The following is a 12652-nucleotide window of genomic DNA, read 5'->3' on the forward strand; positions in this document are numbered from 1 at the left end:
GACACCTGATGTGCGCGAACGGCCCCCACGCGCGGGGCGCGCTCCCTACCGTGGCGGCCATGGGTCGATGGGCCGAGGACACCGCGGCCGCCTGCCGCGCTCTCGCGCCGTCGGTGGCGCTGCCGACCGCCGACGCGCTCGACGCGATCGCCGCCCGCGCCACGGCGACGCCGGCCGTCGTCGTGACCGGTCCCGTCTCCTCGGGCAAGTCGACGCTGGTCAACGCGCTGGTCGGTCGTCGCGTCGCGCCCACCGGGGCGGGCGAGTGCACGCGGCTGACGGCCCGCTACACCCGCGGCCCGGTCGACCGGCTCGACGTCGTGCTCACCGACGGCACCCGCCGCCCGCTCCCGCTCGTGGACGGGGGCCGGGTGCCCGCGTCGGTGGGCGACCGGCTCGGGGTCGCCCCGACCGACGTCGACCACCTGCTCGTGACGCTGACCAGCGACGCGCTCGACGGGCTGACCGTGGTCGACACCCCCGGAGCGGGCTCGGCGCGCCGTCCGGCGGCCACGGTCGACGGCCCCGCGGACGCGGAGGCCGCGCTGGTGGTGCTGCCCTCGTCCGCCCGTCCCGACGAGGTCGACCGGCTGGCCGGGGCCGCCCGGCGCGGCCCGCCCGGGGTGGTCGCCGTGCTCGGCCGGGCCGACACGGTGGGCTCGGCGGCGGACGCCGACGTCGTCGCCGCGACCCTCTCCCGCCGGCTCGGCCCGCGGCTCGGGCCGGTCACCCCCGTGGTCGGGCTCCTCGCCGAGACCGCCACCACCGGCGCCCTGCGCACCCCCGACCTGCAGGCCCTCGCCGCCCTCGCGAGCGCCGACCGGGAGACCCTGGCCACCGCCCTGGCCGACCCGGAGCTCTTCCTGCAGACCGCGCTGCCGGTCGACGTGCCCGCCCGTGCCCGCCTGCTCGAGCTGCTCGACCGGCGCGGCATCACCCTCGCCGTCACCCTGCTGCGCGAGCGGCCCGGCGCGGGGGTGGGCGACGTGTGCGCGGCCCTGCTCGCCGCCTCGGGGCTCGACGAGGTGGTCGCCCGGCTCCGCGCCGAGGTCCGGGCCCGGGCCGACCTGCTCGCGGCCGTCGCGGCGGAACGCCGCGTCGAGGCCCTCGCCCCGGCCGAGCTCGCGGCCCTGCGCGCCGACCGGCCGGCGGGGCGGGCGGTGCCGTTCTCGGGGCGCGACGCCGAGCTCCGCGCCGACCTCGTCGAGGACCTGCGTGCCCGGCCCTTCCACCTCGACCTCGACCTGGCCGGGGCCACCGCCCGCCACCGCAGCGGCGCCCTCGACCTGCCCGCCGACCTCGGCGAGGAGCTGGAGCTGCTGGCCGACCCCGGTGCCGCCCTGCCCGCCCGGCTGGGCCTCGGGGAGGGCGAGCTCGCGGGGCACGCCGCACGCCGGGCCGCGGCCTGGCGGGGCTACGCGGCCTGGGGCACCCCGCCCGCGCGGGCCGACGTCGCCGAGGCCGTCCACCGCGGGTGGGCCCGGATCTGGGGGGAGCTCACGCGGTGAGCACGGCGCTGCCCGACGAGGTGGCGGCGGCGCGGCGGGGGCTCGACCGGGCGCTCGCCGACCGCGGCGCGCCGTCCTCGCCGGCATCCCCGGCCGACGGTTCCGGCGGGGCTCCCGTGGTGGCCGTGGTGGGCGCCCCGGGACGAGGCCGCCGGGCGCTGGTGGGGGCGCTGCTCGACCTCGACCCCGATCCCGGCCCCGACCGGTTCACCGACGAGCCGGGCGGGGTGCCGCTGCTCGAGGAGCTCGACCTGCTGCTCCCGCGCCGCACCCGCGACGGCGCCTGGGACCCCGGCCCCGCCTCGATGCTGCTCGTCGTGGTCGGCGCGGGCGCCCCGCTCGACCGGGACGAGCTCGACCGCCTCGCGGCCGTCGCGGGCGAGGTGGAGACGGTCGTGTTCGCGCTCGTCGGCACCGAGGCCCACCGCGGCTGGCGGACGGTCCTGGAGGCCGACCGCGACCTCGTCGCCGAGCACGTGCCCCGCCTCGCCGGCGCCGAGTGGTTCCCGGTGTCCCCGGTGCTCGCCCGCGCCGCGCGGGGCACCGGTCCGGAGGGCGAGCAGCGCCGCCGGGCGGCCGGGATCGCGCCGCTGCAGCGGCGGCTGCACCAGCTCGTCGCCCGGCGCCGGCGGATGCTCGACGAGGCCAACGCCCTGCGGGCGGGCGTCACGGCCCTGTCGGGGACGCGGCCGGGGACGGACCGGGGTCGTCGTCGGACCGAGCTGGAGATCGCCCGGACGAGCCTGCGCCGCGAGCACCACGTGCGCTGGCGCGCCGAGCTCGCCGGCGCCCGCGTCGCCGCGGTCGACGACCTCGGGCGGCGGATCCGGGCCCTCGGGGCACGGCACCGCGAGCGCATCGACACCGCGTCGCGAGCCGGGCTCGCCGACCTGGGCCCGGAGGTGGCCCGGGACCTCACCGCGGTCGCGGAGGCCGTCGTGGCCGAGCTCGGGGAGCGGCTGCGGAGGCTCGTCGGCGGGACCCTCGCCGGTCTGCTCTCCCCCGCGGAGCTCGCCCGGCTGCGGCTCCCGGCCCCCGAGGCCCGGCCGGACGTCCCGGTCCCCGCCCCGCGGGCGCCCGACCGGCTGCTCGTGGTGGCGGGGGCCTCCGGCGGGCTCGGGCTCTCCCGGCTGGCCCTGCTGCCGCTGCTCGCCGTGCCGGTCGCCCCCGTCGTCGGGGCGGCGCTGGTGCCGGTGTCGGTGGGGATCGGGCTGGGCGCGGCCACGTGGCTGGCCCGGGCCCGGCGGAGAGCCGCCGAGCGGGCGCACGCGCGGACGTGGCTCGCCGAGGCCCTCGGGCAGGCCCGGACCGACCTCGAGCGCGTGCTGGTCGACGCCCTCATCGTCGCCGACCGGGAGATCACGCTCGCCCTCGACCGGGCCCTCGACGAGCGCGGCCGCGCCCTCGACGCCGAGCTCTCCGCCCTCGCCGAGCAGGACCGCCGCGACCGGGCGCGGGAGGTCCGGACCGCCGAGGCGGTCGCCCGGGCCGAGGCGGTCCTGGCCCGGCTCGCCCACGTCCGCGACACGACCTAGGCGACTTCCCCCGAACGGCCACCACGGACCCGACGAGGTCCCTACCGTCGCGGGCATGGCCGAGTTCGCCGTCGACCCCACCGTGCCGGGGCCGGGAGAGCCCCCGGGCCCCGGGCACGTCCCGTGGCCGGCCCCGGCCGGTCCGCCCGAGCTGCTGACCGGGGACCTCGTCCCGGGCGCGCCCGTCCTCGACGCCCCCACCCTCGACTCCGACCTCGACGGGCTCGCCGACACCACGATCGCCCCGCTGGGCGACGACCTCGTCCTCGCCACCGACCCCGACCACGACGGGCACGCCGACCTCGTCACCCGCGTCGGTGTCCACGGCGTGGTGACGAGCCGGTACGGCCCCGACGGCCGGGTGGAGACCGAGGACCACCCGTGGGGGGCGCCGCCGCCCCCTCCCCCGTCGGTCGATCCCCGGACCGGGGAGTGGACGCGCGGCTGACCGACGGCCTCCTCGGGTACGGTCCGGCCGTGCCGGACGCCGGAGACACCCCACCCGCGCGCCCCGTCGACGAGGACTTCCTCGCGCTGCCGCTGCGGTCGGTCGCCGACGCGGCGCTGCAGGTGGCCCGCGACGCGGGGGTCGAGCACGCCGACGTGCGGGTGCACCGCCTGCGCAGCCAGTCACTCGAGCTGCGCGACGCCCGGGTGGTGAGCTCGTCCGACTCCGACCGGGTGGGCCTCGCGGTCCGGGTGCTCCGCCACGGGGTCTGGGGGTTCGCCGCGCACGTCGACGTGACGCCCTCCGCGGCCGTCGCGACCGCGCGCCGCGCCCTCGACGTCGCCGCGACCCTGGCGCCGGTGGCCCGCGAGACGGTCACGCTCGCCGCGGAGCCGGTGCACGCCGACCGCACCTGGGTCTCGCCCTACGACACCGACCCGTTCGCGGTCGACCCGGGCGACCGGATCGGGCTGCTCGCGCAGCGCTCGTCGACCCTGCTCGCCGCACCGGGCGTCGACCACGTCGAGGCGTCGTGCCTGCTGGTCAAGGAGCAGACCTTCTACGCCGACCTCGCCGGCACCGTCACCACGCAGCAGCGGGTGCGGGTCGACCCGGGGGTGAGCGTCACCGCGGTCGACCGGGAGGGCGGCGGGTTCGAGTCGCTGCGCACCGTCGCCCCGCCGGCCGGGCGCGGGTGGGAGTACCTGACCGGGACCGGCTGGGACTGGGACGCCGAGCTGGCCGAGCTCCCCGGGCTGCTGGCCGAGAAGCTGCGGGCGCCGTCGGTCACCGCCGGGCCCACCGACCTCGTCATCGACCCGACGAACCTGTGGCTGGTGATCCACGAGTCGATCGGGCACGCCACCGAGTACGACCGGGCGATCGGCTACGAGGCCGCCTACGCCGGCACGAGCTTCGCGACGCCCGACCAGCTCGGCACCCTGCGCTACGGCAGCGAGGTCCTCCAGGTCACGGGCGACCGCACCGAGCCGCACGGCCTGGCGTCGGTGGGCTACGACGACGACGGCGTCGCCACCGGCGAGTTCGACCTGATCCGCGACGGGGTGCTCGTCGGCTACCAGGTCGACCGCTCCTTCGCGCCGCGCCTCGGGTTGGAGCGCTCCAACGGCTGCGCCTACGCCGACTCCGCCGGGCACGTCCCGATGCAGCGGATGGCGAACGTGTCGATCACCCCCGACCCCGGCGCCGACGTCTCCACCACCGAGCTCATCTCGCGGGTCGACGACGGCATCTACGTGGTGGGCGACCGCTCCTGGTCGATCGACATGCAGCGCTACAACTTCCAGTTCACGGGCCAGCGCTTCTACCGGATCGCGAACGGCGAGCTCGCCGGGCAGGTCCGCGACGTCGCCTACCAGGCCACGACCACCGACTTCTGGGGCGCGCTGGAGGCGGTCGGCGGCCCGTCGACCTGGCGCCTCGGCGGCGCCTTCACGTGCGGCAAGGCCCAGCCGGGACAGGTCGCGCCGGTGAGCCACGGCTGCCCGAGCGCCCTGTTCCGCGGCATCAACGTCCTCAACACCGCCACGGAGGGTTCCCGGTGAGCGCCGTCCTCGTCGAACGCGCCCTCGAGGCCGCGCGGCGCATCCGGCCCGACGCCGGGGCCGCCGTGCTCGTGCGGGAGACCAGCGAGGCCGTCCTGCGCTGGGCGAACTCCACCATGACGACCAACGGGGTCACCACCGACCGCACGCTCGGCCTCGTCCTGCTGGTGCCGCTGCGCGCCGGCGGGACCGGCGCGGGCGTGGTGCGGCTCTCCGCCCCCGACGACCTCGTCGGGACGGGCGCGGTCGACGACGCGGTCCGGGCCGCCGTGCACGCCGCCGAGCAGTCGGGCGCCGCCCGCGACGCCGCCGAGCTGCCGCCGCCGACCGGACCGGCCGACGCCGACTTCGACGAGGGCCCCGGCGAGACGTCCGCCGGGGTGTTCGCCGGACTCGCGAGCGACCTCGGGGAGTCCTTCTCCTCCGACCTGAGCGCGGGCTTCGCCGACCACCACGTCACGACGACGTGGCTGGGCACGTCGGCCGGGGTGCGCCGCCGGTGGGTGGAGCCGGGCGGCGCGGTGGAGGTCAACCTCAAGGACCCGTCGTCGGGGTCCTCGGTGTGGGGCGGGACCTCCACCCGCGACTTCACCGACGTCGGGCTGCCGGCGCTGCTCGACGGCCTGCGCGGGCGGCTGGCCTGGGGCCGGCGCCGGATCGCCCTCGACGCCGGGCGCTACGAGACGCTGCTCCCGCCGTCGGCCGTCAGCGACTTCATGATCTACCTGGCGTGGTCGATGGGCGGGCGGCCCGCGCAGGAGGGACGCAGCGCGCTCTCCCGGCCCGGGGGCACCCGCGTCGGCGAGCAGCTCACGACGCTGCCGCTCACCCTCGCCGGCGACCCCGACGCCCCGGGCTTCCCCGCCCTCGTCCACGAGCCGGTCCTCGCCACCACCAGCTCGGGCGACGAGGTGTCGGTCTTCGACAACGGCGCGACCACCCGGCGGGTCGAGTGGCTGCGCGACGGCCGCGTGAACGAGCTCGCCTACCCCCGCGCGGCCGCGGCCGAGTTCGCCGCCGCCGGGGCCCGGTTCGCCCCGCCGCCGGAGAACCTGCTGCTCACCGGCGGGTCGGCGGCGTCGCTGGAGGAGATGGTCGCGGGCACCGGGCGGGGCCTGCTGCTGACCTGCCTCTGGTACATGCGCGAGGTCGACCCGGAGACGATGCTGCTGACGGGCCTGACCCGCGACGGCGTCTACCTCGTCGAGGGCGGCGAGGTGGTCGGCGAGGTGAACAACTTCCGGTTCAACGAGTCGCCGCTCGACCTCGTCCGGCGGGCCGCCGAGGCGGGCGCCACCGAGCGCACGCTGCCGCGGGAGTGGAAGGACTGGTTCACCCTCGTCGCCATGCCCCCGCTGCGGATCCCCGACTTCAACATGTCCTCGGTGTCGCAGGCGAGCTGACGCCGGTCAGGGGCGTGACGTGATCGTTGCGCCCGGCGCGATGACGCGCGTCGTCCGCCGGGAACCCGGACGACATGTCGCAGACCGCCCGCCCCACCGGCTCCCGTGCCGGCTCCGCCGCCCGCGGGGTGCTCGGTCTCGTCGGCGGGGTCGTCCGCCTCGTCACCGGCCTCTTCGCGACGATCCTCGTGGTCCACGTCGTGCTCCGGGTCCTCGGCGCCAACCCGGACAACACGGTGTCGCAGCTGGTCGCCGCCGGCGCCGACGGGCTCACCCTCGGGCTGCGCGACCTGTTCGTGCTCGGCGACCCCACCGTGCAGGTGATCGTGTCCTACGGCCTGCCCGCGCTCGTGTGGCTGCTCGTCGGCGCCGTGGTCGTCGGGATCCTCCGCCTGCTCGGTCGCCCGCGCTCCGGGCTCGCCTGACGCTCCCCCCGGGAGGACACACCGGGAGGGCACACTGGGATCGTGGGCAAGGTCGTGATGCGGTACCCCGGGACGGACGCCTGGGAGGCCGCCGAGGTCCCCGTCCGCGGCGGCTTCGCCGACCTCGCCTCGCTCGTCGGCGAGGGCGGGGTGTGCGTCCTGTCCGGTGCCGGGCTGTCCACCGACTCGGGGATCCCCGACTACCGGGGCCCGTCGAGCTCGGCCCGCAAGCACTCCCCGATGACCTACGAGGCCTTCGTCGGCGACCCGGCGGCCCGGCACCGCTACTGGGCCCGCAGCCACGTCGGCTGGCCCCAGATCGCCGGCGCCCGCCCCAATCCCGGGCACGAGGCGGTGGCCGCGCTGCAGCGCTGCGGCCTCGTCCGGGACGTGATCACCCAGAACGTCGACGGGCTGCACCAGGCCGGCGGCGCCCGCGACGTCGTCGAGCTGCACGGCGCGCTCGCCCGGGTGGTGTGCCTGGGCTGCCGCGCCGAGCTCGACCGGGCCGACGTGCAGGCGCGGCTCGCCGCCGCGAACCCGGCCTTCGACGAGGCCGTGACCGCGGTGCGGCACCGCGACGTCAACCCCGACGGCGACGTCGAGCTGCCCGACGAGCTCGTCGCGCGGTTCACGATGATCGACTGCCCGGTGTGCGGGGTGGGCCCGCTGAAGCCCGACGTGGTGTTCTTCGGGGAGTCGGTGCCGCGCCCGCGGGTGGCGCACTGCTTCGACCTCGTGGGGCGGGCGCGCACCCTGCTGGTCCTGGGTTCGTCACTCGCCGTGATGTCCGGGCTGCGGTTCGCCCGGGCCGCCACCCGGGCGGGGATTCCTGTGGCGATTGTCACCGCCGGGCCCAGTCGCGGCGACGACCTCGCCGGGGTGCGCCTGGACACACCGCTCGGCAACGTCCTTCCCGCCCTGGTCAGGGCCCTGCGCGCCTGAATCGTTCAGCTTGATCGTGGAAGTGGTGCCTGAGACACCAGGTAGCGGTTCCGTCTGCAACATCTGTCGTTAACGTCGTAGTACTCCGACGGGGCCACACGGCGATGTGTCTCGGCCGCCCGAATGCCTGCATGCCGGTGCATCACAGGGCGTGGCGTCGGCGGGACGACCCGCGTGGTCGTCGTACGGGAGGACCGGCGAGACGATCGAGGAGTGACACGACGTATGACGGCCGCACCGACCATCCCCGGGCTCGACAATCCGCCGCTGCAGCGCCAGGAGGTGCTGGACTGGGTCGCGGAGGTCGCCGAGCTCACCACGCCGGACCGGGTGGTCTGGTGTGACGGGTCGCCGGAGGAGTGGACGCGTCTCACCGACGAGCTCGTCGAAGCCGGCACCTACACGCGGCTCGACCCGGAGAAGAAGCCCAACTCGTTCTACGCCGCCTCCGACCCCGACGACGTCGCGCGGGTCGAGGAGCGCACGTTCATCTGTTCGGTGGAGCCCGGCGACGCCGGGGTCACCAACAACTGGATGGACCCGGGCGAGATGAAGGCGACCATGCGCGAGCTCTACCGGGGCTGCATGCGGGGTCGCACGATGTACGTCATCCCGTTCTGCATGGGGCCGACGAACGCGGAGCACCCGAAGCTGGGCGTCGAGATCTCCGACAGCGCCTACGTCGTCACCTCGATGCACATCATGACCCGCATGGGGGCCGAGGTGTACTCGCGCCTCGAGGGCGCGGACGCCGAGTGGGTCCCCGCGCTGCACTCCGTGGGTGCGCCGCTCGAGCCGGGCCAGGCCGACGTGAAGTGGCCCTGCAACGACACGAAGTACATCAGCCACTTCCCGGAGTCCCGCGAGATCTGGAGCTTCGGCTCCGGCTACGGCGGCAACGCGCTGCTGGGCAAGAAGTGCTACTCGCTGCGCATCGCCTCGGTGATGGCGCGCGACGAGGGCTGGCTCGCCGAGCACATGCTGATCCTCAAGCTGATCAGCCCGGAGGACAAGGCGTACTACGTCGCCGCCGCCTTCCCGTCGGCCTGCGGCAAGACCAACCTCGCGATGCTGCAGCCCACCATCCCGGGCTGGCGCGCCGAGACGGTCGGCGACGACATCGCCTGGATGCGCTTCGGCCCCGACGGCCGGCTCTACGCGGTCAACCCGGAGTTCGGCTTCTTCGGTGTCGCCCCCGGCACCAACTGGAACACCAACCCGAACGCCATGCGCACCATCGAGCAGGGCAACGCCCTGTTCACCAACGTCGCGCTGACCGACGACGGCGACATCTGGTGGGAGGGCCTGGAGGGCGACCCCCAGCACCTCACCTCGTGGACCGGGGACGAGTGGACGCCGGGCTCGGCGAAGCCGGCCGCCCACCCGAACTCGCGCTACACCGTGCCGATCTCGCAGTGCCCCGTGGTCGCCCCCGAGTGGGAGGACCCGCAGGGTGTGCCGATCTCGGCGATCCTCTTCGGCGGCCGCCGCAAGACGACCGTCCCGCTGGTCACCGAGTCGTTCGACTGGCAGCACGGCACCTTCATGGGCGCCACGATGTCGAGCGAGATGACCGCCGCGGCCAAGGGCGGCAAGGGCCAGGTCCGCCGCGACCCGATGGCGATGCTGCCCTTCCTGGGCTACAACGTCGGCGACTACTTCCAGCACTGGGTCGACACCGGCAAGAACGCCGACGCCACGAAGCTGCCGAAGATCTTCTACGTCAACTGGTTCCGCCGGGGCGAGGACAACCGCTTCCTGTGGCCCGGGTTCGGCGAGAACAGCCGCGTCCTGAAGTGGATCATCGAGCGGCTCGAGGGCAAGGCCGCCGCCACCGAGACGCCGATCGGGCACATTCCGAGCGCCGACCAGATCGACATCGACGGGCTCCAGGAGCCGCTCGAGGACATCGAGGCGTCGCTGCGCTTCGACGTCGACGAGTGGCGCGAGGAGCTGCCGCTCATCCAGGAGTGGTTCGACAAGATCGGCGACTCCCTGCCCACGTCGATGCGCGACGAGCTCGAGGCCCTGAAGCAGCGCCTCGGCGCCTGACGACGGCTCTCCCCGTGGAGCGAACGGCACTTCCGCTGCGATAGAAGCAGCGGGAGTGCCGTTCGCTCGTTCCGGGGGTGGTTCCCGACGACGAGTCCGGCGGCTGGGGCACGATGACCTCGTGCTCGAGTTCCTGCGCGGCCTGGGTGAGAGCGTCGGCGCCTGGCTGTACGTGATCGCCGGCGGGCTGGCGTTCGGGGAGGCCGCGATCATGGTCGGGGTCGTGCTCCCCGGCGAGACCGCCCTCCTCGTCGCGGGCTTCGCCGCCCACCAGGGGATCATCGCGCTGGTTCCCATGATCGTCGTGGCGATCGTCTGCGCGATCGCGGGCGACTCGGTGGGCTACGAGGTCGGGCGCCTCGTCGGTCCCCGGCTGCGCGCCTCCCGGGCCGGCCGCTTCGTCGGGGAGCACCGCTGGGAGGCCACCGACGGGTTCCTGCGCCGCCACGGCGGCAAGGCCGTCCTCCTGGGGCGCGGCACCGCCCTGCTGCGCGCCCTCGTCCCGGGGATGGCCGGCATGGCCCGCATGCCCTACCTGCGCACCTTCCTGCCCTGGAACGCCGTCGGCGGGATCCTCTGGGGCGGGGGCTGCGTGCTGCTCGGGTACCTGTTCGCGCTCAGCCTGGAGACCGTGGCCCGCTACCTCGCGTGGGGCCCGGTGCCCGTCGTCGTCGTGGTGGCGGCCGTGCTGATCGTCCGGGAGGTGCGCAAGCGGCGGCGCGAGCAGGCCTCGAACCCGACATCGGTCACGAAACGGTAAGAGCGCTGGTGCGTACCTCTACACCGACCTAACATCCGCGGGTCCACTCCCACCTCTGTCAGGCAGGACCCGCCGATGTCGTCCTCCACCGCGGACCGGGCCGCCCCCGACCCGGTTCCCGCCCATGACGGGCCGGCTCAGCCCGCCTTCCGGTTCCGTGCCTGGAACCTGCTCCTGCTCGTGCCGCTGATCAGCCTGATCACGCCCGTGTTCAACATGCGCGACCCCGAGCTCTTCGGGCTGCCGTTCTTCTACTGGTTCCAGATGGCGGTGATCCCGCTCGGGATCCTCTGCACGCTCGCGGTCCACCTGCTGACCCGGCACGACGACGAGGAGGGCGCCCGATGACCGGCGCACAAGTGGTCCAGCTCGTCGTGTTCCTGCTGCTGTTCGTCGCCGTCGCCGTCATGGGCTTCATGGCGAGCCGCTGGCGCCGCGCCGACGACCTCGAGCACCTCGACGAGTGGGGGCTCGGCGGACGCAAGTTCGGGACGTGGGTGACGTGGTTCCTGCTCGGCGGTGACCTCTACACCGCCTACACGTTCGTCGCGATCCCGGCGCTGCTGTTCTCCTCCGGCGCCCTCGGCTTCTACGCGGTGCCCTACACGATCATCGCGTTCCCGCTGGTCATGCTGCCGCTGCTGCGGCTCTGGTCGGTGTCGCGGGTCCACGGCTACGTCACCCCGGCCGACTTCGTCCGCGGGCGCTACGACTCCCCGCTGCTCGCCCTGGCCGTCGCCGTCACCGGCATCGTCGCGACGATGCCCTACATCGCCCTGCAGCTCGCGGGGCTCGAGGCGGTCCTGCGCACCATCGGGCTCAACGGCACCGGCTTCTGGGGCCACGCCCCGCTGTTCGTGGCGTTCGTCGTGCTCGCCGCCTACACCTACCAGTCGGGCCTGCGGGCGCCGGCGCTGATCGCCGTGGTCAAGGACGTGCTGATCTACGTCGTGATCATCGTGGCGATCATCTACCTGCCCGCCAAGCTCGGCGGCTGGGGCGCGATCGTCGACGCGGGGGCGGCCAAGCTCGCCACCCCGTCGCCGGCCACCGGCCAGCCGGCCGGGTCGACGCTGCTCACGGCGAACAACCAGCTCCAGTACGCCACGCTCGCTCTCGGGTCGGCCCTGGCGCTCTTCCTCTACCCGCACTCGATCACCGGCGTGCTCTCGAGCGCGAGCCGCGGCACGATCCGCCGGAACATGACCGCGCTGCCGGCCTACTCGTTCCTGCTGGCCCTGCTCGCACTGCTCGGCTACGTCGCGATCGCCGCGGGCACGAAGCCGATCGTCAACGGCTCCACCGGGCGGCCCGACTCGAACACGATCGTCCCGGCGCTGTTCGCGGGCCAGTTCCCCCCGTGGTTCGCGGGCGTCGCGTTCGCCGCCATCGGGGTCGGCGCGCTGGTGCCGGCCGCGATCATGTCGATCGCCGCCGCCAACCTCTGGACCCGCAACATCTACAAGGAGTACCTGCGCCGCGACGCCACGCCGGCCGACGAGGCCAAGCAGGCCAAGCTCGCGTCGCTCGTGGTCAAGGTCGGGGCGGTGCTGTTCATCGTCGTCGTCGACCCGCAGTTCTCCGTGGACCTGCAGCTCATCGGCGGCGTGATCATCCTGCAGACGCTGCCGTCGGTGGCCATCGCGCTCTACACCCGCTGGTTCCACCGGTGGGCGCTGCTCGCGGGCTGGGCGGTCGGCCTCCTCTGGGGGATGATCATGCTCTACGGCATCCCCAACCCGGTGAACGGCAAGCAGCACTTCGGCGGCTCCGCCCTCGCGCTGGGCAAGCTCGACCTGTTCGGCTGGCTGCCGTTCGAGGGCTCCAGGGTCCAGATATACGTCGGCGCGGTGGCCCTGATCGGCAACCTCGTCGTCGCGGTCGTCGTCACCCTGATCCTGCGGGCCACGAGGACGGCCCCGGGGATCGACCGCACCACGAGCGACGACTACCACGCGACCCGCGTGCCGGAGGACACGAAGCCGGACGTCGTCTCGTCGGTCTAGGAGGC

General features: G+C 74.9%; 11 protein-coding genes. All 11 read left to right on the top strand.

Annotated features, from left to right (window positions below; all coding sequences use genetic code 11):
* Positions 1–59 precede the first annotated feature (59 nt).
* The 11 genes from ACFPBZ_RS01395 (at position 60) to mctP (ending at position 12647) form a co-directional block, all read left to right on the top strand.
* Positions 60–1508: a dynamin family protein gene (locus ACFPBZ_RS01395; RefSeq protein ID WP_378034181.1), complete on the top strand. Its 1449-nt coding sequence runs from the start codon at positions 60–62 to the stop codon at positions 1506–1508.
* Positions 1505–3043 carry a hypothetical protein gene (locus tag ACFPBZ_RS01400; RefSeq protein ID WP_378034182.1) on the top strand — a complete coding sequence of 513 codons (1539 nt, stop codon included), beginning with the start codon at positions 1505–1507 and terminating at the stop codon, positions 3041–3043. The genes ACFPBZ_RS01395 and ACFPBZ_RS01400 overlap by 4 nt, the downstream gene beginning before the upstream one ends.
* 55 nt (positions 3044–3098) lie before the next feature.
* Complete coding sequence (locus ACFPBZ_RS01405) at positions 3099–3491, top strand: DUF6802 family protein (protein ID WP_378034183.1); 393 nt, start codon at positions 3099–3101, stop codon at positions 3489–3491.
* A 29-nt stretch (positions 3492–3520) separates the two neighbouring features.
* Positions 3521–5056 carry a TldD/PmbA family protein gene (locus tag ACFPBZ_RS01410; RefSeq protein ID WP_378034184.1) on the top strand — a complete coding sequence of 512 codons (1536 nt, stop codon included), beginning with the start codon at positions 3521–3523 and terminating at the stop codon, positions 5054–5056.
* Positions 5053–6459, top strand: a complete 1407-nt coding sequence (locus tag ACFPBZ_RS01415; protein ID WP_378034185.1) for a metallopeptidase TldD-related protein — start codon at positions 5053–5055, stop codon at positions 6457–6459. Before ACFPBZ_RS01410 ends, ACFPBZ_RS01415 begins: the two co-directional genes overlap by 4 nt.
* A gap of 74 nt (positions 6460–6533) precedes the next feature.
* The gene (locus ACFPBZ_RS01420) at positions 6534–6884 is read left to right on the top strand and encodes a hypothetical protein (RefSeq protein ID WP_378034186.1); all 351 of its coding nucleotides are present in this window, start codon (positions 6534–6536) and stop codon (positions 6882–6884) included.
* 57 nt (positions 6885–6941) lie between these two features.
* Positions 6942–7829: a Sir2 family NAD-dependent protein deacetylase gene (locus tag ACFPBZ_RS01425; RefSeq protein ID WP_378034263.1), complete on the top strand. Its 888-nt coding sequence runs from the start codon at positions 6942–6944 to the stop codon at positions 7827–7829.
* A 225-nt stretch (positions 7830–8054) separates the two neighbouring features.
* Positions 8055–9881 (top strand): phosphoenolpyruvate carboxykinase (GTP), encoded by a 1827-nt coding sequence (locus ACFPBZ_RS01430; RefSeq protein ID WP_378034187.1) that lies wholly within the window; start codon positions 8055–8057, stop codon positions 9879–9881.
* A gap of 121 nt (positions 9882–10002) precedes the next feature.
* Complete coding sequence (locus ACFPBZ_RS01435) at positions 10003–10641, top strand: DedA family protein (RefSeq protein ID WP_378034188.1); 639 nt, start codon at positions 10003–10005, stop codon at positions 10639–10641.
* Between the two features lie 75 nt (positions 10642–10716).
* Positions 10717–10989 (top strand): DUF3311 domain-containing protein, encoded by a 273-nt coding sequence (locus ACFPBZ_RS01440; protein ID WP_378034189.1) that lies wholly within the window; start codon positions 10717–10719, stop codon positions 10987–10989.
* The gene (gene mctP / locus ACFPBZ_RS01445; RefSeq protein WP_378034190.1) at positions 10986–12647 is read left to right on the top strand and encodes a monocarboxylate uptake permease MctP; all 1662 of its coding nucleotides are present in this window, start codon (positions 10986–10988) and stop codon (positions 12645–12647) included. Before ACFPBZ_RS01440 ends, mctP begins: the two co-directional genes overlap by 4 nt.
* Positions 12648–12652: the final 5 nt, after the last annotated feature.

Origin of the sequence: Actinomycetospora atypica, from assembly GCF_042653685.1 — a bacterium.
Classification (GTDB): domain Bacteria; phylum Actinomycetota; class Actinomycetes; order Mycobacteriales; family Pseudonocardiaceae; genus Actinomycetospora; species Actinomycetospora atypica.